The sequence below is a fragment of the Paraburkholderia sp. GW821-FHT02A12 genome (assembly GCF_059422005.1).
Genome location: NZ_JBWKWA010000001.1, coordinates 969,128 through 989,179 on the forward strand (window position 1 = coordinate 969,128; position 20,052 = coordinate 989,179).

Annotated in this window: 20 protein-coding genes; 11 read left to right on the forward strand and 9 right to left on the reverse strand. The window is 62.7% G+C overall.

Translation table 11 applies throughout. The features are described 5' to 3' along the window. Position 1: 1 nt before the first annotated feature. The 4 genes from AC07WT_RS04350 to AC07WT_RS04365 form a co-directional block, all read right to left on the reverse strand. Positions 2-655, reverse strand: coding sequence for a protein-L-isoaspartate O-methyltransferase family protein (locus AC07WT_RS04350; protein WP_494946180.1), 654 nt, complete (start codon positions 653-655; stop codon positions 2-4). 216 nt (positions 656-871) lie between these two features. Further along, positions 872-1,132 (reverse strand): hypothetical protein, encoded by a 261-nt coding sequence (locus AC07WT_RS04355; RefSeq protein WP_492591121.1) that lies wholly within the window; start codon positions 1,130-1,132, stop codon positions 872-874. A gap of 53 nt (positions 1,133-1,185) precedes the next feature. Next, complete coding sequence (locus tag AC07WT_RS04360) at positions 1,186-2,358, reverse strand: ABC transporter substrate-binding protein (protein WP_494946181.1); 1,173 nt, start codon at positions 2,356-2,358, stop codon at positions 1,186-1,188. A 57-nt stretch (positions 2,359-2,415) separates the two neighbouring features. Further along, positions 2,416-3,357 carry a CysB family HTH-type transcriptional regulator gene (locus tag AC07WT_RS04365; RefSeq protein WP_492591119.1) on the reverse strand — a complete coding sequence of 314 codons (942 nt, stop codon included), beginning with the start codon at positions 3,355-3,357 and terminating at the stop codon, positions 2,416-2,418. A 235-nt stretch (positions 3,358-3,592) separates the two neighbouring features. On the opposite strand from AC07WT_RS04365, the gene AC07WT_RS04370 reads away from it, so the two are divergent. The 6 genes from AC07WT_RS04370 (at position 3,593) to cobA (ending at position 9,895) form a co-directional block, all read left to right on the forward strand. Next, positions 3,593-5,272, forward strand: coding sequence for a nitrite/sulfite reductase (locus AC07WT_RS04370; RefSeq protein WP_494946182.1), 1,680 nt, complete (start codon positions 3,593-3,595; stop codon positions 5,270-5,272). A gap of 22 nt (positions 5,273-5,294) precedes the next feature. Next, positions 5,295-5,843 carry a DUF934 domain-containing protein gene (locus AC07WT_RS04375; protein WP_494946183.1) on the forward strand — a complete coding sequence of 183 codons (549 nt, stop codon included), beginning with the start codon at positions 5,295-5,297 and terminating at the stop codon, positions 5,841-5,843. Continuing rightward, positions 5,840-6,586, forward strand: a complete 747-nt coding sequence (locus tag AC07WT_RS04380) for a phosphoadenylyl-sulfate reductase (protein ID WP_494946184.1) — start codon at positions 5,840-5,842, stop codon at positions 6,584-6,586. The genes AC07WT_RS04375 and AC07WT_RS04380 overlap by 4 nt, the downstream gene beginning before the upstream one ends. A gap of 123 nt (positions 6,587-6,709) precedes the next feature. Then, the gene (gene cysD, locus AC07WT_RS04385) at positions 6,710-7,672 is read left to right on the forward strand and encodes a sulfate adenylyltransferase subunit CysD (protein ID WP_494946185.1); all 963 of its coding nucleotides are present in this window, start codon (positions 6,710-6,712) and stop codon (positions 7,670-7,672) included. Positions 7,673-7,768: 96 nt separating this feature from the next. Next, positions 7,769-9,085, forward strand: a complete 1,317-nt coding sequence (locus AC07WT_RS04390) for a sulfate adenylyltransferase subunit 1 (protein ID WP_492591183.1) — start codon at positions 7,769-7,771, stop codon at positions 9,083-9,085. A gap of 54 nt (positions 9,086-9,139) precedes the next feature. Then, the gene (gene cobA, locus AC07WT_RS04395) at positions 9,140-9,895 is read left to right on the forward strand and encodes a uroporphyrinogen-III C-methyltransferase (protein WP_494946186.1); all 756 of its coding nucleotides are present in this window, start codon (positions 9,140-9,142) and stop codon (positions 9,893-9,895) included. 82 nt (positions 9,896-9,977) lie between these two features. Here cobA and AC07WT_RS04400 read toward each other — a convergent pair whose 3' ends face one another. From AC07WT_RS04400 to lptF, 3 genes are read right to left on the reverse strand one after another with little or no spacing between them, the layout of a single operon-like run. Next, the gene (locus AC07WT_RS04400) at positions 9,978-10,358 is read right to left on the reverse strand and encodes a sirohydrochlorin chelatase (protein ID WP_494946187.1); all 381 of its coding nucleotides are present in this window, start codon (positions 10,356-10,358) and stop codon (positions 9,978-9,980) included. Between the two features lie 11 nt (positions 10,359-10,369). After that, positions 10,370-11,518 (reverse strand): LPS export ABC transporter permease LptG, encoded by a 1,149-nt coding sequence (gene lptG / locus AC07WT_RS04405; protein ID WP_492591112.1) that lies wholly within the window; start codon positions 11,516-11,518, stop codon positions 10,370-10,372. A gap of 3 nt (positions 11,519-11,521) precedes the next feature. Then, positions 11,522-12,619, reverse strand: a complete 1,098-nt coding sequence (lptF, locus tag AC07WT_RS04410; RefSeq protein WP_494946188.1) for an LPS export ABC transporter permease LptF — start codon at positions 12,617-12,619, stop codon at positions 11,522-11,524. Between the two features lie 137 nt (positions 12,620-12,756). Between lptF and AC07WT_RS04415 the strand changes: the two genes are divergently transcribed. The 3 genes from AC07WT_RS04415 (at position 12,757) to AC07WT_RS04425 (ending at position 15,444) form a co-directional block, all read left to right on the forward strand. Next, positions 12,757-14,268: a leucyl aminopeptidase gene (locus AC07WT_RS04415; protein WP_494946189.1), complete on the forward strand. Its 1,512-nt coding sequence runs from the start codon at positions 12,757-12,759 to the stop codon at positions 14,266-14,268. Positions 14,269-14,332: 64 nt separating this feature from the next. Continuing rightward, a complete protein-coding gene (locus tag AC07WT_RS04420; RefSeq protein WP_492591109.1) occupies positions 14,333-14,749 on the forward strand; it encodes a DNA polymerase III subunit chi in 417 nt (138 codons plus the stop codon). A gap of 98 nt (positions 14,750-14,847) precedes the next feature. Beyond that, positions 14,848-15,444 carry a DUF2486 family protein gene (locus AC07WT_RS04425; RefSeq protein WP_494946190.1) on the forward strand — a complete coding sequence of 199 codons (597 nt, stop codon included), beginning with the start codon at positions 14,848-14,850 and terminating at the stop codon, positions 15,442-15,444. A gap of 62 nt (positions 15,445-15,506) precedes the next feature. Here the strand turns inward: AC07WT_RS04425 and AC07WT_RS04430 are convergent, their stop codons facing one another. Continuing rightward, complete coding sequence (locus tag AC07WT_RS04430; RefSeq protein WP_494946191.1) at positions 15,507-15,845, reverse strand: c-type cytochrome; 339 nt, start codon at positions 15,843-15,845, stop codon at positions 15,507-15,509. A gap of 171 nt (positions 15,846-16,016) precedes the next feature. Continuing rightward, positions 16,017-17,690, reverse strand: coding sequence for a dihydroxy-acid dehydratase (gene ilvD / locus AC07WT_RS04435; protein WP_492591106.1), 1,674 nt, complete (start codon positions 17,688-17,690; stop codon positions 16,017-16,019). A 209-nt stretch (positions 17,691-17,899) separates the two neighbouring features. Here ilvD and AC07WT_RS04440 point away from each other — a divergent pair, with 209 nt between their 5' ends. Together AC07WT_RS04440 and lgt are read left to right on the forward strand one after the other, a co-directional pair. Then, positions 17,900-18,892, forward strand: a complete 993-nt coding sequence (locus AC07WT_RS04440; RefSeq protein ID WP_494946192.1) for a LysR family transcriptional regulator — start codon at positions 17,900-17,902, stop codon at positions 18,890-18,892. Between the two features lie 113 nt (positions 18,893-19,005). After that, positions 19,006-19,911, forward strand: a complete 906-nt coding sequence (lgt, locus tag AC07WT_RS04445) for a prolipoprotein diacylglyceryl transferase (RefSeq protein ID WP_494946193.1) — start codon at positions 19,006-19,008, stop codon at positions 19,909-19,911. Positions 19,912-20,052: the final 141 nt, after the last annotated feature.

Here is a 20,052-nt window from a genome sequence, read left to right on the forward strand (position 1 = left end):
TTTAGAACTTGAAGCGCGGCGGCTGCACAGCGTTTTGCAGCGGCTCGACGTAAGTTTCGAATACGTCGGCGATGCGGTATTGCTTCTCGTCGATGCGCGTGATGATCTGCGCTTTCATGACCGGCGCGGCGCCGACGAAAGCCGCCAGACGGCCGCCCACCTTCAGTTGTTCGAGCATTTCCTGCGGCAGCACCGGCAGGCCGCCCGACACGCAGATCACGTCGTACGGCGCGGCGTCGGCCCAGCCGCGCGCGGCGTCGCCGGTGGCGACTTCGGCGTTCAGCACGCCGTTGGCGGTCAGGTTGTTCTTTGCCAGTTCCGCCAGTGCCGGTTCGATATCGACCGTCAGCACATGCTGTGCGCGATGCGCGAGCAGGGCTGCCATGTAACCCGAGCCGGCGCCGATTTCGAGCACGCTTTCGTGCTTCTTCACCGCCAGTTCCTGCAGCACGCGCGCCTCGATGCGCGGCGCCAGCATGCGCTGGCCGGCCGGCAGCGGCACTTCGAAGTCGACGAAGGCCAGATCACGGTACGCGGCGGGGACGAAGTTTTCACGCTTGACGATCGAGAGCAGATTCAGCACGTCCTGGTCGAGCACTTCCCAGGGGCGGATCTGCTGTTCGATCATGTTGAAACGCGCTTGCTCGATATTCATGGTGGGTTCGGCGGTTTGGTTTGGCGATTTTTGCCTCTGCCCAGCGCTTGTCGGGATCCGTTGGAAGCCGGGGTGGGCGGGGCGGGCAGGGTAACTGCGGAATTGTACCAAACCGCGGTGCGATCCCGCGCCGTCGCGGGCAGTGCGGCGGACGGACGGTGGCGAGACCATCGGCCAAGCGATGAACCCGCCAGGAGCGTGGCGCTGACGAGCCCTTCAACCGCCCTTGCTCTTCTTGATCTGCTCTTCGAAAGCGATATCGAGCTTGCTCGCCTTGCGCGGTTTCTGCGGGCCAAAAGCGTCGACGAACTTGACGAAGTCGTCGAGCGTCAGCGGGGCGGACACTTTCTTGTCCGTGCCGCTCGATTTGTCGACCAGATAGAACAGGCCGCCGGACAGGCTGATCGCCGCGAACTGCGGATTGCCGCTGCGGGTTTTCAGCCGCTCGACGGCGTGGATGGCTCGGGTGGTGCGCATGATGTGGGACTGCTGGGTCAGGAAGAGACTTCTACTGTATCAACTTCGCGAATTTATTGACTGAGATACGTGAACTTGCCGTTCTTGATGACGCCCATCACGCTCGCGCGCTGATCGAGACCGACGTGATCCTTCGCGCTGGTGTTGACCACGCCGTTCGGCACGACCAGTTCATGCGCATGCTCGAGTTCGTCGCGCAACGCGGCGCGGAAGGCCGGTGTGCCCGGCTGGGCCGTCTTCAGCGCGCGCGTCACGGCATCCTGAAGGCGCGGATACACGCCCGCCGCGTCGCCGGCGAACTGCGTGACGCTGCCCGGGCCGTACTTCGCTTCATATCGGTCGACAAACGCGAGCGCCGCCTTCTTCGCCGGATGATCGGCCGGCAGCGTGCGCGCCACCACGACCGGCTGGGTCGGGAACAGCGTGCCTTCCACGTCCTTGCCGCCCAGCTTGATGAACTCGGGCGTCGCGATGCCGTGCGTCTGATAGATTGGACCCTTGAAGCCGCGCTCGACCAGCGTGCGTTGCGGCAGCACGGTCGGTGTGCCGGCGCCCGCGATCAGAATCGCGTCGGGCTTGGCGGCCATCAGCTTCAGCGCCTGGCCCGTCACGCTGGCGTCGGTGCGGTTGAAGCGCTCGGTCGCGACGATCTGGATGTGACGCAACGCAGCGAACCTGGTGAACTCGTTGAGCCAGCTTTCGCCGTAACCGTCCGCGAAACCGATGAAGCCCACCGTCTTCACGTTGTGATTCGACATGTAGCGCGTCATCACGTCGGCCATCGCGCTGTCGGTCTGCGCCATCTTGTAGGCCCACACCTTCTTGCCTTCCTGCGGCTCGACCACGCTCGCCGAGCCGATCAGCGTGATCATCGGCGTTTGGCTTTCGGCCACCGGATCGAGCGCGGCCATCGCCGCCGGCGTGATGCTCGGGCCGACGATCACGTCGACGCGGTCTTCGTTGATCAGCTTGCGGATGTTGCGGACTGCGGCGCCCGGGTCGGAGGCGTCGTCGAGGAAGATGTAGTCGGCTTTCTGGCCGGCAATCGTGGCAGGCCACATCAGCATCGCGTTCTTGCTGGTGATGCCGATCACGGCGGCCGGGCCGGTGCTCGACAGGTCGATGCCGACCTTGAGGTCGGCGTGTGCGGCAGTGGCGAGCAGCAGCGCGCCGAGGGCGGCCAGGCCGCGTAGTCGGGTCCGTGGTTTGTTCTTATGCGACGTCATCGAGGGGGCTCCATAGCGGGAAGCGTGGTGAGAGGCGTGGTGAAAAGCGTGGTGAGGTCAAAGTTCGTAAGTTTCGTGTTCGCCTTTGAGCGCCTGTTCGATCAGCTTGCGGTTCATGCTCGGCGACAGCAGTTCGACGAGCGTATACACATAGCTGCGCAGATACGCGCCCTGTTTCAGCGCGACCCGCGTCACGTTGCTGCCGAACAGATGGCCGACCGGCATCGCCCGCAAATGACGGTCGCGCTCCCCATTGAACGCGATATCCGCCATGATGCCGACGCCCAGACCCAGCTCGACGTAGGTCTTGATCACGTCGGCGTCGATCGCCTCGAGCACGATGTCCGGGTGCAGGCCGCGCAGGCGGAACGCCTCGTTGATCTTGGTGCGGCCGGCGAACGCGTTGTCATACGTAATCAACGGGTACTGCGTAAGATCGTCCAGCGACAGAAGCTTGCGGTCGAGCAGCGGATGATCCGGCTGCATCACGGCGACGTGGTGCCACTGGAAGCACGGCAGCGACACCAGTTCCTTATAGTTGGAGATCGCCTCGGTGGCGATCGCGAGATCGGCCTGGTCGTGAATCACCATCTCGGCGACCTGGGTCGGGCTGCCTTGCAGAATTGAAAGGTGAACTTTCGGGAAGCGCTTCTTGAATTCGGCGATGGCGGCCGGCAGCGAATAGCGCGCCTGGGTGTGGGTGGCTGCGATCACCAGATTGCCCTGATCCTGCGCTGCGTAATCTTTACCGACCCGCTTGAGGCTCTCGACTTCCTGCAAGATTTTCTCGACCGACTGCAGGATAATGCGTCCCGGCTCGGTCAGCGAGCGCACACGCTTGCCGTGGCGGGTGAAGATTTCGACGCCCAACTCGTCTTCCAGCTCGATGATCGCCTTGGAGACGCCCGGCTGGCTTGTATACAGGGCTTTGGCCGCTTCGGTCAGGTTGAAATTCTGCCGCACAGCCTCGCGGACGAAGCGGAATTGATGCAGGTTCATATATAACCTCTCCGCATATAAAAAGAATTTTTTAGTCGTTTGAAATATAAGGCGAGTTTATTACGATCTGTCCATCTTTTTCAATATGGATATCTGTTTTTGTCATAAGCAAATGAGAGATGGGTCTAAACCCTGGCTCGGCTGAACTGACAAATGGAGATGTCCAGGGCGCGGCAGAACCGGTGCGCCGGCCGCCGGACCGCCGTGTGTCACGCAAAAAAATTGGGGTCCCCGAATGTACCAATACGATCAGTACGACCAGACCATCGTCGATGAACGGGTCGCGCAATACGCCGATCAGGTTCGCCGCCGGCTGTCGGGCGAATTGAGCGAAGAGGAGTTCCGTCCGCTGCGCCTGCAGAACGGCCTGTACATGCAGCGCCACGCGTACATGCATCGCATCGCGATTCCGTACGGCAACCTGCGCAGCGGCCAGATGCGCGTGCTGGCCCAGATCGCGCGCGAACACGACCGCGGCTACGGTCACTTTTCGACGCGCTCGAACATCCAGTACAACTGGATCAAGCTCGAGGAAACGCCGGAAATCCTGCGCAAGCTCGCCGCGGTGCAAATGCACGGCATCCAGACCTCGGGCAACTGCATCCGCAACATCACGGCGGACCAGTTCGCCGGCGTGGCGCCGGATGAAGTGGTCGACCCGCGTCCGTGGGCCGAAATCCTGCGTCAATGGTCGACGTTCCACCCGGAATTCGCATGGTTGCCGCGCAAGTTCAAGATCGCCGTCTCGGGCTCGAAGGAAGACCGCGCCGCGGTGCAGATCCACGACCTGGGCGTCTATCTGAAGAAGAACGCGCAAGGCGAACTGGTGGCCGACGTTCTGGCCGGCGGCGGTATGGGCCGTACGCCGATCATCGGCGCGATCATCCGCGAGGATTTGCCGTGGCAGCATCTGCTGACTTACTGCGAAGCCGTGCTGCGCGTGTACAACCGCTATGGCCGCCGCGACAACATCTACAAGGCGCGCATCAAGATTCTCGTGAAGGCGTTGAGCCCGGAGAAGTTCTCGGCGCAGGTCGAAGAAGAATGGCAGCACCTGAAGGACGGTCCTTCGACGCTCACGCAAGCTGAAGTGGATCGCGTGTCGCAATACTTCCAGCCGCCGGTGTATGACAAGCTGCCGGATACGGACGCATCGTTCGAAAAGCATCTGCTGGAAAACCGCGCGTTCGCCCGCTGGATCGAGCGTAACGTGCGTCCGCACAAGGTGTCGGGCTACGCGTCGGTGACTCTGTCGCTGAAGCCGGCCACGATCGCCCCGGGCGACGCCACCGATACGCAGATGGAAGCGGTCGCCGATTGGGCCGACGAGTACTCGTACGGCGAAATCCGCGTGTCGCACGAACAGAACCTGATTCTCGCGAACGTGAAGAAGCGCGATCTGTTCGCGCTGTGGGAAAAGGCCAAGGCGCAAGGTTTCGCGACGCCGAACATCGGCTTGCTGACCGACATCATCGCGTGCCCGGGCGGCGATTTCTGCTCGCTCGCGAACGCGAAATCGATTCCGATCGCGCTGGCAATCCAGGCGCGCTTCAACGACCTCGACTATGTGTACGACCTCGGCGACGTGTCGCTGAACATCTCGGGCTGTATCAACGCTTGCGGTCACCACCACGTCGGCAACATCGGCATTCTGGGCGTCGATAAGGACGGCTCGGAGTGGTATCAGGTGACGCTCGGCGGCGAGCAGGGCACGGGCGCGACCGGCGCGCATCTGGGCCGCGTGATCGGCCCGTCGTTCTCGGCGGAAGAGATGCCGGACGTGATGACCAAAGTGATCGATACGTTCGTGGAAAACCGCCACGAAGGCGAACGCTTCATCGAAACGTACAACCGCATCGGCATCAACCCGTTCAAGGAACGTGTGTACGCCTCGCGTCAACCGGCTCACGCGTAACCGCGCAAAGGATACTGAACAGATGGCTTCTATCATCAAGAACCGCGCGATCGTCAACGACGACTGGACAGTCGTGCGCCCGGCCGAAGACGGCTCGCTGCCGGCAGTGAACGAACTGCCGGCTGGCAAGGTGCTGGTGCCGCTCGCGTTGTGGCAGGCTTCCCGTGATGCATTGATCGCTTCGCGCAGCGCCGCGGAAATCGGCGTGTGGCTCGCGCCGGATAGCGAACCGGCGGATATCGTCGGCGACTTCGACAAGATCGCGCTGATCGGCGTGGACTTCCCGGTGTTCCGCGACGGCCGCGGCTATAGCATCGGCCGTTTGCTGCGCGAACGTTACGGCTACAAGGGCGAACTGCGCGCGATCGGCGACGTGCTGCGCGATCAGCTGGCGTTCATGTTCCGCTGCGGCTTCGACGCCTATGCACTGCGCGCCGACAAAGACTTCAATGATGCGCTGAAGGCGTTCGACGAATTCAGCGTGCAGTATCAGGGCGCGGTGGACAATCCTTCGCCGCTGTTCCGCCGTCGTGCGGCGGCTGCTTCGGCATCGGAAAAGGTTTCGGCATGAGCGGCGCCCAATCGCTCACGCCGGAACTCGCTGCGAAGGTCGCGCGCCTCGATGCGCTGCTCGATTCGATCGCCGCGCGTCACGCGAACGTGAAGCTCGCCAGCAGCCTCGCCGCGGAAGACATGCTGCTCACGCACGCGATCCTTTCGCGCGCCGTGAAGATCGGCATCTTCTCGCTGAACACCGGTCGTCTGCATGCGGAAACGCTCGGCATGCTCGATCGCGTCAAAGAGCGCTATGGCTACGCGATCGAACAGTTTCATCCGCAGGCGGCTGCTGTCGATGAATACGTCAATTCGCACGGTCTGAACGCGTTTTACGAAAGCGTCGATCTGCGCAAGCGTTGCTGCGAAATCCGCAAGGTCGAGCCGCTGAACCGCGCGCTGTCGGATGTCAGCGCCTGGGTGACAGGCCAACGCCGCGAGCAATCGGTGACGCGTGCCGAACTGCACGAGGAAGAGCACGACGCCGCGCGCAATATTGCCAAGTTCAATCCGCTGACGGACTGGACCGAAGCCGAGGTGTGGGCTTATCTGAAAGCCTTCGACGTGCCGGTCAATCCGCTGCATGCGCGCGGTTATCCGAGCATCGGCTGCGAACCCTGTACGCGTGCGATCCGTCCCGGTGAAGACAGCCGGGCAGGGCGCTGGTGGTGGGAGTCGCGCGATACGAAGGAATGCGGGCTGCACATCACCACGATTACGCCGATCGTCGTCGGCAGTGGCGAAAACGCTTCTGCTTGACGCAGCGATGAAGTCCCGGTGAATTCAGGTCTTGGCTTTCAACCTGAACGCCGCACATACCGATTTGAATACTTCCGCGACGCGAGCAACCGCTCGCGTCGCGAACCAACGAAGGACCCAAATATGAGCACCACGCTCGATTCCACTGTCAACGCTCCGCTTGCCAACACGGCGAACCGGATGGATCACCTCGATTGGCTCGAAGCCGAGTCGATTCACATCCTGCGCGAACTGGTCGCCGAATGCAGCAAGCCGGCGCTGCTGTTTTCGGGCGGCAAGGATTCGGTCGTGGTGCTGCACCTCGCACTGAAGGCGTTCGGCCTCGGCGCGAACCGCAAGACCGTGCTGCCGTTCCCGCTCGTGCACATCGACACCGGCCACAACTACGAGGAAGTGATCGACTTCCGCGATCGTCGTGCACAAGAGATCGGCGCGGAGCTGGTGGTGGGTCACGTCGAAGATTCGATCAGGCGCGGCACGGTGCGTCTGCGCCGCGAAACGGATTCGCGCAATGCCGCGCAAGCGGTCACGCTGCTCGAAACGATCGAACAATATGGCTATACGGCGCTGATCGGCGGCGCGCGCCGCGACGAAGAAAAGGCCCGCGCGAAAGAGCGCATCTTTTCGTTCCGCGACGAATTCGGCCAATGGGATCCGAAGGCGCAGCGCCCGGAACTGTGGAGCCTGTACAACGCACGTCTGCACAACGGCGAGCACCTGCGCGTGTTCCCGATTTCGAACTGGACCGAACTCGACGTGTGGCAATACATCGCCCGCGAGCAGCTCGAACTGCCGTCGATCTATTACGCGCATCAACGCGAGATCGTGCGCCGCAACGGCCTGCTGGTGCCGGTCACGCCGCTCACGCCGATGCGTGAAGGCGAGAGCAGCGAAACCGCGTTGGTGCGTTTCCGCACCGTGGGCGATATCAGCTGCACGTGCCCGGTGGAAAGCGATGCCGACGATCTCGAGAAGATCATCGCCGAAACGGCCGTGACCGAAATCACGGAACGCGGCGCGACGCGGATGGACGATCAGGTCTCCGAAGCCGCGATGGAACAGCGTAAGAAGCAAGGTTATTTCTAAGCATGGGACCGGAGTAAGTGCTATGGGACCAGAGTAGGCGCTAAAGCGCCAACTCTGGTCGACACGCTAACTCAGGTCGACAGAGGAACAAGGAACATCATGAATATTCATCAACCAGAAGACCTCGGCGTGCTGCGATTCATCACGGCGGGCAGCGTGGACGACGGCAAGAGCACGCTGATCGGCCGCCTGCTGTACGACAGCAAGGCTGTGCTCTCCGACCAGCTCTCGGCACTGTCGCGCGCGAAGAACAAGCGCACCGTCGGCGACGAAATCGATCTGTCGCTGCTGACCGACGGCCTCGAAGCCGAGCGCGAGCAGGGGATCACGATCGACGTCGCGTATCGTTACTTCGCGACGGCGAAGCGCAAGTTCATCATCGCCGACACGCCGGGCCACGAGCAGTACACCCGCAACATGGTGACGGGCGCATCGACCGCGCATGCGGCGATCATTCTGGTCGACGCGACGCGCGTGACCTTCGTCGACGGTGTCGCGCAACTGCTGCCGCAAACCAAGCGCCATAGCGCGATCGTGAAGCTGCTTGGCTTGCAGCACGTGATCGTCGCGATCAACAAGATGGATCTGGTCGAGTACAGCGAAACGCGCTTCAACGAGATTCGTGACGCGTATGCCGATCTAGCGCGTCACCTCGGTTTGAGCGACGTGCGTTTCGTGCCGGTGTCGGCGCTGAAGGGCGACAACATCGTGACTTTGAGCGAAAGCATGCCGTGGTACGCGGGCGAACCGCTGCTCGACTTGCTCGAAGCGCTGCCGGTCGAAGTGCCGACAGGCCAGGCGCTGCGTTTTCCGGTGCAGTGGGTGGCGCGTCAGGACGGCAGCCAGGCCGACGATTTCCGCGGCTACATGGGCCGCATCGAAGCGGGCGAAGTGAAGGTCGGAGACACGATCGTCGTGCTGCCGGCGAACCGCGAAGCGACGGTTGCCGAGATCATCGCGCCGGTGCCGGGCGGCACTGCGCAAGTGGACCGCGCGTTTGCCGGTCAAACGGTGACGATCCGTCTGGCGGAAGACGTCGACGTGTCGCGCGGCGACACTTTCGTGCTGAGCGAAGCGGCGCCCGAGCCGGCGAAGAAGCTGGAAGCCGATCTGTGCTGGTTCGACGACACGCCGTTGTCGACGCAACGCAAGTATCTGCTGAAGCAGACCACGAACACCGTGTTCGCGCGGATCGGTGCGATCAAGGAAGTGCTCGACGTGCATACGTTGTCGCAAGCCATCGATCGCAAGGAACTGGCGATGAACGACATCGGCCGCGTTGCGCTGACGTTGCAAAAGCCGCTGGTGTGCGACGTGTACGACTCGCATCCGGGCACGGGCGCATTCGTGCTGATCGACGAAGCGACGCATCACACCGTCGCGGCCGGGATGATCCGGGCGTTTTCGGCGTAAGCGGGCGACGCGCAGCAGCGCACCGTCAGCGCCCTAACGAACAGGTTGACGCAAATGGGTAAGGTTTATTTGATCGGCGCGGGCCCGGGTGCCGCGGACCTCATTACGGTGCGCGGTGCGCGGCTGTTGGGCGCCGCTGATGTCGTCCTGCACGACGCGCTGGTCGAGCCCGCGATGCTCGACTATGCGCCTGCTCACGCGCGGCGGATTGCTGTTGGCAAGCGTTGCGGACAGCTTTCCACGGCGCAGCAGTTCATCAACAAGCAGATGGTGGATGCAGCTCTCGAGCACGATGTGGTGGTTCGCCTGAAGGGCGGCGATCCGATGTTGTTCGGCCGGGCCGATGAGGAGATGCGGGCGCTTGAAGCCGCTGGCATCGAGTATGAGGTCGTGCCCGGCATTACAGCTGCGCTGGCTAGTGCTGCATCCTTGAAGCGGTCTTTGACTCTGCGGGGCGTGTCGCGCAGTGTCGCACTGGCGACTTTTAGCCGTGCGCCGGGGTCCGACGAGATTCGCGAGCAGGTGAATGCGGATTCGCTCGTGTTCTACATGGGCCGCGATAGCGGCGTCGAGATTGCCCAGCAGTTGATCGACGCTGGACGGGCGGTGTCTACGCCGGTGGCGATTGTCGAGGCTTGCAGTACGGAGCGTGAGCGGATGCTCACTCTTACGCTGGAGGAGCTCGCTTGCGGCGAGGCGCAGAAGTGGGTCGATGTTTCGCAGCCGAGCTTGCTGATGATCGGGGAAGCATTTGCGGCTCGACAGCAGCAAGTTGTCCGCTCCGCGGATGGGATGTTGGTGGCGGCTTAAAGTTTTTCTTGCGCGGAGCACGGACCTTACACGAACCCTGCATGGACCCTACGCGGGCTATAAGCGCCGCGCAGCAGGACAGTTAAACCTGGCGGAGGCAATACGCCGCCACAGCGTCCAGTACCGATTCGTCCTCGCCGACGGCGACGGCGCACCTGATTTCAACAGACGGATGCAACTCGCGGCAGTGCTCGATTATCGCGGGGAGATCCTTCCTGACATGTCCGCCCTGCCCGAAAAAAACGGGCACAACGGTGACCACATTGCACCCGCCGGAGACAAGTTCTTCGACGGCGGTGGGCAAATCCGGATCCATCAACTCAAGAAAAGCCAGCTTTATCAGGGTAGGCTCGCCGCCAGAGGCCCGAGCAGCCCGTAGCTTGTCGGCCAGCCTCTCAAACGGCTCGCGCCAGCGAACATCCCTCGCGCCATGCGCAAACAGCACAATCCCATGCGTGGCCATGAAAAAGGCTCCTAATGGCGATCAACCCACTTCAACCCGACTAGCCCCAGCACTAGATATACCAAACCCGGCGTAGCCGCAGTCAAAGGCGCGGGCCACGTATTCAACGTACCGATATGCGAGAACAGCGTGTTGAACAGCTGAAAACTCATCCCCAGCATAATCCCGCCGAAAACCTTCACACCCACCACGCCGGCTCGCGTATGCAAATACGCAAACGGTAACGACAGCACCAGCATCACGAACACCGCAAACGGATACAGCAGCTTGCGCCACAGCGCAATCTCATACCGTTGGGTGTCCTGGTGATTCTCCGTCAAATGCTGGATGTAGCGGAACAGGTTGAACATCGACATCCGGTCCGGCGACACCAGCAGCACCGACAAAATCTGCGGCGTCAGTTCCGAGCGCAACGAGTACTCGGGCAAGGCCACCTGCTTTGCGCGATACACCGGATTCAACGCGTCGGCCGGGGTGCCCGGCGGCGGCGGCACGTCGAGCAGTTGCGTGTCGGTCACGCCGGTCAGTTGCCAATGTCCCGGCGGCTGGTATTTGCCGCTTTGGGCGATCCGCACGTTCGACAGACGAAATTGCGAATCGAACTCGTAAATCCGCACTTTGCTGATGGTCGCGTCGGGTTTCAACTCGCCGACGTTCACAAAGCGCGTCACCTGCTCGCCGTCCGCGCGCGCAGTGAGCGTGTCCTTCACCCAGACGCCCGACTCGAAATTGCTCGATACCGACGACCCCAGCGCCTCCAGCCGTACGCGCTCGGATAGCTGATCCGTGTACGGACCGACCACTTCGCCGATCAGGTAGGTGAGGAACACCAGCGGAATGCCGATCTTCAGCAACGAGCGCAGCGCCTGGTTGGTCGCGAGGCCCGACACGCGGAAAATCGTGTACTCGGAGTTCGCCGCCATCTGCGCGAACACGTAGATCGCGCTGATCAGCGCGGCCACCGGAATGATTTCGTAGAAACGCGACGGCGTTTGCAAGGCGACGCGCAGCACCGCGTACTGGAACTTGTAGTTGCCGTGGCCGACGGAGTTCAGTTCGTTGATCAGGTCGAAAAAGAAGAACAGGCCCGAAAACGCGAACAGAATGAAGATGAACGTGAGGTAGACCTGACGCGCGAAGTACTTTTCATAGATGCGCATCGGTCAGGCCCCCTGCGAACGGTTGAACATCGCTCGCGTGAACAGCGGCCGATTGCGCACGCGCAGCCAGAAAATGACCGCGACGACCACCGTCACCACGATATGCAAGCCCACGAGCCCAACCCCGAACGACATCCTGCCTTGCTCGATCCACGACTGCACCACGTTCAGCAGATTCGAATACGTCAGATAGATCAGGACGGCCATCACCAGATTGATCGTGCGGCTGCGCCGCGGGTTCTGGTGCGCGAGCGGAATCGCCAGCAGCATCAGGTTGATCGCGATCAGCGGCAGCCCCGCGCGCCACGCAAATTCGGCGAGGTTTTCGCGAGTCGGGTTGCGGAACAGATCGAGCGTTGGCGTGCCGGTGGTGGTCGGCGTATTGACGACCGGCTGGCTCTGGATCTTCACGCCATAACGTTCGAATTCCATGATGCGGAAATCGGGGTGCCCCGGTTCGCCGTCGTACCGGCGGCCGTTTTCCAGCACCACGAAGCGGTCGCCGTTCTTGTGCGTCTCGGTATGGCCGTTCTTCGACACCACCACGTTGAGCTTGCCGTTCTCGGTGCTGGTCAGGAACACGTTCTCCACGTGCCCCTGGTCGGGCGACATCTTCTCGATGAAGAACACCCGGTGGCTCGTGGCCGATTCGCGGAATTGCCCCGGCGCGAGCAGCGAGACCTCGTCGCGCTGCTGGAAACGCGCGCGGATCAGCTTGCTCTGCTGGTTCGACCACGGCCAGCCGACGAACACGAAGAACATGATGAGGATGACGATCGGCGTGGCGAACATGCCGATCGGCTTGATGAAGCGGGTCAAACTGACGCCCGAGGACAGCCACACGACCATCTCGGAGTCTTTGTACCAACGTGTCAGGACGAACAGGATCGACACGAACAGGGTCGCGACGAGCATGATCGCCAGATAGCCGATCACGGTCAGGCCGATCAGCACCAGCACGTCGCGCGGATCGATCTCGCCCGAGGCTGCGAAGCCGACGATGCGGATCATCATCGTCGTCAGCACGAGCGTGAGGAGAACCATGAACACGGCACCAGCCGTATACGCGAGTTCGCGCTGGAGGGAGCGTTCGAAGATCATTATTGATGACGAGAGGGGGCGCTCTCGGTGGCGCGCGGGTTGGTTCCCGTTACGCCTCCGGTGCAGCCGCCGCGGGAAAAATAGCGGATAATTGCGGCTTTCATCCTAAGCCCAGATTTTATCCGAGGATAAGCGCGATGGACTTTAGCATAAAAGCCTGTGATTGGACCAAAGGCTCGACAAACGGTTTCCTGACCGGGAAATCCGATTGCATCGTAATCGGCGTGTTCGAGTCGCAAACGCTCTCGGGCGCTGCACTGGAAATCGACGCGGCCACCAAGGGCCTGTTGACCCGCATCATCAAGGCCGGCGACATGGACGGCAAGGCCGGCACCACGCTGTTCCTGCACGAAGTGTCGGGTATCGGCGCCTCGCGCGTGCTGCTGGTCGGCCTCGGCAAACAGGACACATTCGGTCAGAAAGCCTACGGCGAAGCCGTGCGGGCCGCCTGGCGCGCATTGCTGGCCACCAAGGTGGTCCAGGTCACCTTCACGCTCGCCCAACTGCCGATCCTCGAGCGCTCGGCCGATTGGGGCGTGCGCGCGGCGATCCTCGCACTGCGCGAGCTGACCTACAAATTCACGCAGATGAAGAGCAAGCCGGATAACGCGGCGCGCGCGTTGAAGCGCATCGTCTTCAGCGTCAATACCGGCGACGAGAAAGCCGCCAAGCTTGCCGCGAAGCAGGGCGCCGCGCTCGCCAACGGCATGGATCTGACGCGCGACCTCGGCAACCTGCCGAGCAACGTCTGCACGCCGACCCACCTCGCCAACACCGCGAAGAAGCTCGCCAAAGACTGGAAGCTGAAGGTCGAAGTGCTCGGCGAAAAGCAGTGCGAAGCGCTCAAGATGGGCTCGTTCCTGTCGGTCACGGCCGGCTCGGTCGAACCGGCGCAGTTCATCGTGCTGCAGTACCAGGGCGGCGCCGCGAAAGCCGCGCCGGTGGTGCTGGTCGGCAAGGGCGTCACGTTCGATACCGGCGGCATTTCGCTCAAGCCGGGCGAAGGCATGGACGAGATGAAGTACGACATGTGCGGCGCCGGTTCGGTGCTGGGCACGTTGCGCGCCGTCGCGGAAATGGGCTTGAAAATCAACGTGGTGGGCATCATTCCAGCAGTCGAGAACGTGCCGTCGGCGACCGCCACCAAGCCGGGCGACATCGTCACCAGCATGAAGGGTCTGACGATCGAAGTGCTCAACACGGACGCCGAAGGCCGTCTGATCCTGTGCGACGCGCTCACCTATGCCGAGCGTTTCAAACCGGCCGCGGTGATCGACATCGCCACGCTTACGGGCGCTTGCATCATCGCGCTGGGTCATCACAACAGCGGTCTGTTCTCGAAAGACGATGCGCTGGCGGGCGAATTGCTCGACGCCTCGCGCGAAGCATCCGATCCGGCATGGCGTCTGCCGCTCGACGAAGAGTATCAGGATCAGCTCAAGTCGAATTTCGCGGACCTCGCCAACATCGGCGGCCGTCCGGCGGGCAGCGTGACGGCGGCGTGCTTCCTGTCGCGCTTCACCGAAGCGTATCCGTGGGCGCATCTGGACATCGCCGGCACGGCATGGAAGAGCGGCGCGGCGAAGGGCGCCTCCGGCCGGCCGGTGCCGCTGCTCGCGCAGTTCCTGATCGACCGTGCCGCACAATGACGCGTTGCAGTAAAGTTGCGAGCGCGGTTGCGAGCGCGGTTGCGGACGCAAAGCGGAGCCGCCGATGACGAGAATCGACTTTCACTCGAACGTCGGCGATTCGCTGCTGTATGCGTGCCGCCTGATCCGCAAGGCGTATCAGGCGGGCCAGCCGACCGTCGTGCTGGCCGAGCCGCCGCGGTTGCGGGCTTTCGACGAGCAGCTGTGGACGTTCTCGCCGCTCGACTTCGTGCCGCATTGCATGGCGGGCACGCCGCTTGCCGTGCAGACACCGATCGTGCTGGCGTCGAATCTCGATGACGTGCCGCACCATCAGGTGCTGCTCAATCTCGGCGCCACGGTGCCGGCGCAATTCGCGCGCTTCGAACGACTGCTGGAAGTGGTCGGTAACGCACACGACGAACTCGCTGCGGGCCGCGAACGCTATCGCTTCTACCGCGATCGCGGCTATGCTTTGAACAACTACAAGCAGGGCAGCTAGGTTCCATCTTCCGCGTCGCGCGGCGTCCTTTCCTGTCGTGCCGGATTCGGCGCGCACGCGGCCCTGCTTCAGCTTCGACTCAAACACGGAGGGTGAGCGTGTCCGATCCCAACGACAATTCGATCCCGGTTCTGCACGAGATTCTCGTACCGGGCGATCCTGCTCAGGCGCGCCACGAGCCGGGCGCGGAGGCTGCGCCGGCGACGCAGCCGGTGTCTGAACCCGTCACCGCAAAAGAACCGGCCTTTGCGCCGGAGCCTGCGCACGAGCCTGAACCGGCTCATGCGCATCCAAAAAAACGCTCGAAGGCCCACCCGCATGGGGATTCGCGGCACGGGCAGGAACCGGAATTTGCGCCGTCAGCGGGCGTGTTCGATAGGACTGAGCCGCTTGCGCCGGCCGAAGCGGGCGCGATCGTGCCGCCGGATATCGCTCATGAAGCGCCGGCGCCTGCCCAGCAGAGTCTGGATGCCGACGTGATCGCCGAACGTCTGCGCGGACGGTTCGCGGGATTTCTGTGGGGAGAAGGGCGCGGCATCATCGAAGCGCGCTGCCGCGAAGCGTTGCAGGAACACACTGCATGGCTCGTCAACCAGATCACGAGTGAAGTGGCGCTGGCGCTTGAAACGGAGATGACCGGCTGGGTGCGCGAAGCGGTTGAAGAAGAGATTGCGCGGCGCTCGGGCGGCGCGTAAGCGGGGGAGGCGGCGTATCTTTATCCGGGCGCCGCTATTCGAGCGCCTTCATTTGAGTGTCTTCATTTGAGTGTCATCACCCAGCTCGCCAGCATGGCCGCCTGATCGGGCGTGAGCTGCGTATTCGCGGGCATCGGCACCGCACCCCACACGCCCGTGCTGCCGTCCATGATCTTGTGCTTCAGATACGTAGCGGCATCTTCGCGTCCGGCATATTTCGCGGCGACATCGTGAAGTGCCGGTCCCATGAATGGACGCGTCACCGAGTGACAGCTCATGCAGTTCTGCTGCTGGGCAAGTGCGAGGCCCTGAGCGGCCTCCGCGTGAGCCGAACTGCCCGCGCCTGACGCGGCGGCCAATGCGCCGGCCACCGCAAACGCCGCATACGACATTGATTTCATTCTGGTCTCCGTCGGTGCAGGTGCCTGACTCGTGGTGCAGGCATTATAAAAGGAAAGGGGCGCACGGTTTTCCGTGCGCCCCTTTTGCGCTCTTACGAAACGCTATGCAGCGCTTTTCGTAGCGCCGAGCCGCCTCGAATCGAGGCGAGTCTGCGCGTCCTCAATGCACGTTCAGCCCGTCACCGCGCCCTTGTTGGCAGGCAGCGCCAGCGCGGAGTACTTCGCCAGCACACCGCGCGTGTAACGCGGCTTCGGCTGTTGCCATGCGGCGCGGCGGCGTGCCAGTTCGGCGTCGTCGATGTTCAGTTGCAGGAGCAGCTTGTGAGCGTCGATGGTGATCGAATCGCCTTCCTGCACGAATGCGATCGTGCCGCCCACGAACGCTTCCGGCGCGACGTGGCCGACCACCATGCCCCACGTGCCGCCCGAGAAACGGCCGTCGGTGATGAGGCCGACGGTTTCGCCCAGACCCTTGCCGATGATCGCCGAAGTGGGCGCCAGCATTTCCGGCATGCCGGGGCCGCCCTTCGGGCCGAGGTAACGCAGCACCACGACGTCGCCAGCCTTGATGTTGTCGGCCAGAATGGCTTCCAGCGCACTTTGCTCGTCGTCGAACACGCGAGCCGGGCCGGTGATGACCGGATTCTTCAGACCGGTGATCTTGGCGACGGCGCCGTCTTCGGCCAGGTTGCCCTTCAGGATTGCGAGGTGGCCTTCCTTGTACAGCGCCTGCTCGATCGGGAAAATCACCTGCTGGTCCGCGCGCGGCTTGCTCGGCACGTCCTTCAGTTCTTCAGCGATCGTCTTGCCGGTGATGGTGATGCAATCGCCGTGGAGCAGACCTGCGTCGAGCAGGATCTTCATGACTTGCGGAATGCCGCCGGCCTTGTGCAGATCGGTCGCCACGTATTGGCCCGACGGCTTCAGGTTACAGATCACCGGCACTTTCTTGCGCATGCGCTCGAAGTCTTCAATGCTCCATTCCACTTCGGCCGCGTGTGCGATCGCCAGGAAGTGCAGCACCGCGTTGGTCGAGCCGCCGGTCGCCATGATCACGGCCACGGCGTTTTCGATCGACTTCTTCGTGATGATGTCGCGCGGCTTCAGGTCCTTCTTGACCGCTTCGACCAGCACGCGTGCGGATTCGGCTGCCGAATCGACCTTTTCCTGATCCGGATTCGCCATGGTCGACGAATACAGCAGCGACATGCCGAGCGCTTCGAACGACGAGCTCATCGTGTTGGCGGTGTACATGCCGCCGCACGAACCCGTCGACGGGCACGCGTTCTTTTCGACCCCTTCAAAATCTTCCTGCGACATCCGGCCGGCGGTGAATTCGCCCACGGCTTCGAACGACGACACGATGGTCAGGTCGGTGCCTTTCCAGTTGCCCGGACGGATCGTGCCGCCGTACACGTAGATCCCCGGCACGTTCATGCGCGCGAGGCCGATCATGCCGCCCGGCATGTTCTTGTCGCAGCCGCCGATCACGACCACGCCGTCCAGCCACTGGCCTTGCACGCAGGTCTCGATGCAGTCGGCGATCACTTCGCGCGACACGAGCGAGTACTTCATGCCTTCGGTGCCCATCGACATGCCGTCCGAAATGGTCGGCGTGCCGAAGATCTGCGGATTCGCGTCGGCGCCCTTGACCGCGGCGACCGCCGCGTCGGCCAGACGCTGCAGGCCGGCGTTACACGGGGTGATGGTCGAATGGCCGTTGGCGATGCCGATCATCGGCTTGTCGAAATCTTCTTTCTGATAGCCGAGTGCGTAGTACATCGAGCGGTTCGGCGAACGCGCCACGCCTTGCGTGATGTTCTTCGAACGACGGTTGTATGCCATGGGGAACTCCAATCTGTTTTGTTTTGATCCGTACTGCGTGTTCGGTTGCTGTTTTCCGGCAATGTTTGTTGCGGTTTTTGCCTTGCCGACGTGGGCTGTCGGCTGCATCAGTCCAGTGTAGTTCTGACGCGTTGCGCAAGGATGCAGTTTTGCGAAGCGCGTGTCCAATATATTATTCAGGCTCGATTAGGTCGTAAAATGTATTAATCATGCTGCCTGCTATCCCCGATCTGCGCCAATTGCGCTATTTCGTCACCGTTGCTGAAGAAAAACACTTCGGGCGGGCAGCCGCGCGCCTTTCCATGACGCAGCCGCCGCTCTCGCAGGCCATCCGGGCGCTCGAGGAGACGCTCGGCGTCGAGCTGTTCGCGCGGACCAAGCGCTCGGTCGAGTTGACGCCGGTGGGCGCCGATCTGCTGCCCGAAGTGCAGCGCCTGCTGGCGAGCGCGGAGGGACTGCGGCCGTTGGCGCAGAGTCTCGCGCGCGGCGAAGCGGGCGTATTGTCGCTGGCGTTCGTCTCCACTGCGGATTACGGCCTGCTGCCGCTGTTGCTGCGCGATTTCGGCGCGCGTCATCCGCGCGTGCGGCTCGAGCTGACCGAGGCGACCAGTGACGTGCAGGTCGACGAACTGGTGGCCGGGCGCATCGATGCGGGCCTTGTGATCGCGCCGCTGCCGTCGCGGCATGCCACCGAGCTCTCATGGCTGCCGATCGCGCGCGAGCCGCTGGTGATCGCGATGTCGTCGGAGATGGCGGCGCGTTTGGGCAGTGTGGCCGGGTCTGACGCCGGGTCTGGCGCAGACCCGCAAGCAGAATGGCTGGACACGCCGATCAGCCTGCGCGACGTCGCCGATGCGCCGCTCGTGATCTTCCCGAGACGTTTGGCGCCAGGCTTTTATGACATCATTATGGATTGCTACGGCGTGGCGGGCCTCGCGCCCCGGGTCGGCCAGGAAGCGATCCAGATGCAGACGATCGTGAGCCTCGTGTCGGCCGGCATGGGTGTCGCACTGGTGCCGCAATCGCTGCGTAATCTGCGCCGCACCGGCGTCGTGTACCGGCCGCTCAGCGAATCGGTGCCGGCGATCGAGACCGGCCTCGTCTGGCGCACGGCGGAGGTGAGCCCGGTGTTGGCGGGCTTCATCGAGATCGTGCGCGCGCATGCGGCCACCGTCGAGCCATATGGCGCACCGCGTACGTAGGTCTGCCGCGAACGCATTTCACGCCGAACCGTCCAATGCTTGCGCTGCACGATGCGCACGCCGCGCGCTACTGGAAAATCCGCTTCTGAACCTGAACTGCCCATAACAACACGATGCTCATTCACCCGAATTTCGACCCCGTTGCCATTCATCTGGGGCCGCTCGCAGTGCGCTGGTACGGACTGATGTACCTCGTCGCGTTCATCGCGGCGATCGTCGTCGGCCGGTTGCGGCTGCGTTTGCCGTACGTCGCCGCGCAAGGCTGGACCGCCAAAGATATCGACGACATGCTGTTCTATGGCGTGATCGGCACCATTCTCGGCGGACGGCTCGGCTACGTGCTGTTCTATAAGGCGAGTTTTTATTTCGCGCATCCGCTCGACATCTTCAAGGTGTGGGAAGGCGGCATGTCGTTTCATGGCGGCTTCCTCGGCGTGACGCTGGCGATGGTGCTGTTTGCGTATCAACGCAAGCGCTCGTGGCTGCAAGTCACCGATTTCGTCGCGCCGATGGTGCCGACCGGGCTTGCGGCGGGACGCCTCGGCAACTTCATCAACGGCGAGCTGTGGGGCCGTGTGACCGATCCGTCGGCGCCGTGGGCGATGCTGTTTCCGGGCGCCGCGCCTGATGACGCCGCTTGGCTCGCCGCGCATCCGCAGCTGGCCTCGCAATGGCATCTGAACGAAGTGTTCGCTCAATATCACATGCTGCCGCGCCATCCGTCGGAGCTGTATGAGATCGCGCTCGAAGGCGTCGCGCTGTTCTTCGTGTTGTTCTTTTTCTCGCGCAAACCGAAGCCGACGGGCGCGATTTCCGCGGTGTTCCTGATCGGCTACGGCCTCGCGCGCTTCACCGTGGAGTTCGCGCGCGAACCGGACGATTTCCTTGGGCTTCTGGCAATGGGACTCTCGATGGGCCAGTGGCTCTCGCTGCCGATGATTCTCGCGGGCATCGTGATACTGGTGTGGGCGTATCGCCGCGCGCGCCGTGAACCAGCTCAGACGGTCGGCGCGAACTGATCGCTACGGTTTGTCGTTTGTGTGGTTCCATGGTCATGCGCGCCGTGAAGCGGCGCGCGCGGTCGGCGCGAACTAACGCTACGCTTTATCGTAGCCAATAAAAAACGCCACGGCATGCCGCGGCGTTTTTTTTGCAGTAGT

Coding starts and splice junctions, on each gene's coding strand:
- lptF (WP_494946188.1), bottom strand. CDS start 12,619: ATGATCTTCGAACGCTCCCTCCAGCGCGAACTCGCGTATACGGCTGGT.
- AC07WT_RS04360 (WP_494946181.1), bottom strand. CDS start 2,358: ATGACGTCGCATAAGAACAAACCACGGACCCGACTACGCGGCCTGGCC.
- AC07WT_RS04370 (WP_494946182.1), top strand. CDS start 3,593: ATGTACCAATACGATCAGTACGACCAGACCATCGTCGATGAACGGGTC.
- AC07WT_RS04365 (WP_492591119.1), bottom strand. CDS start 3,357: ATGAACCTGCATCAATTCCGCTTCGTCCGCGAGGCTGTGCGGCAGAAT.
- AC07WT_RS04400 (WP_494946187.1), bottom strand. CDS start 10,358: ATGGCCACGCATGGGATTGTGCTGTTTGCGCATGGCGCGAGGGATGTT.
- AC07WT_RS04440 (WP_494946192.1), top strand. CDS start 17,900: ATGCTGCCTGCTATCCCCGATCTGCGCCAATTGCGCTATTTCGTCACC.
- AC07WT_RS04380 (WP_494946184.1), top strand. CDS start 5,840: ATGAGCGGCGCCCAATCGCTCACGCCGGAACTCGCTGCGAAGGTCGCG.
- ilvD (WP_492591106.1), bottom strand. CDS start 17,690: ATGGCATACAACCGTCGTTCGAAGAACATCACGCAAGGCGTGGCGCGT.
- AC07WT_RS04415 (WP_494946189.1), top strand. CDS start 12,757: ATGGACTTTAGCATAAAAGCCTGTGATTGGACCAAAGGCTCGACAAAC.
- AC07WT_RS04350 (WP_494946180.1), bottom strand. CDS start 655: ATGAATATCGAGCAAGCGCGTTTCAACATGATCGAACAGCAGATCCGC.
- AC07WT_RS04355 (WP_492591121.1), bottom strand. CDS start 1,132: ATGCGCACCACCCGAGCCATCCACGCCGTCGAGCGGCTGAAAACCCGC.
- AC07WT_RS04375 (WP_494946183.1), top strand. CDS start 5,295: ATGGCTTCTATCATCAAGAACCGCGCGATCGTCAACGACGACTGGACA.
- AC07WT_RS04420 (WP_492591109.1), top strand. CDS start 14,333: ATGACGAGAATCGACTTTCACTCGAACGTCGGCGATTCGCTGCTGTAT.
- lptG (WP_492591112.1), bottom strand. CDS start 11,518: ATGCGCATCTATGAAAAGTACTTCGCGCGTCAGGTCTACCTCACGTTC.
- AC07WT_RS04430 (WP_494946191.1), bottom strand. CDS start 15,845: ATGAAATCAATGTCGTATGCGGCGTTTGCGGTGGCCGGCGCATTGGCC.
- cysD (WP_494946185.1), top strand. CDS start 6,710: ATGAGCACCACGCTCGATTCCACTGTCAACGCTCCGCTTGCCAACACG.
- cobA (WP_494946186.1), top strand. CDS start 9,140: ATGGGTAAGGTTTATTTGATCGGCGCGGGCCCGGGTGCCGCGGACCTC.
- lgt (WP_494946193.1), top strand. CDS start 19,006: ATGCTCATTCACCCGAATTTCGACCCCGTTGCCATTCATCTGGGGCCG.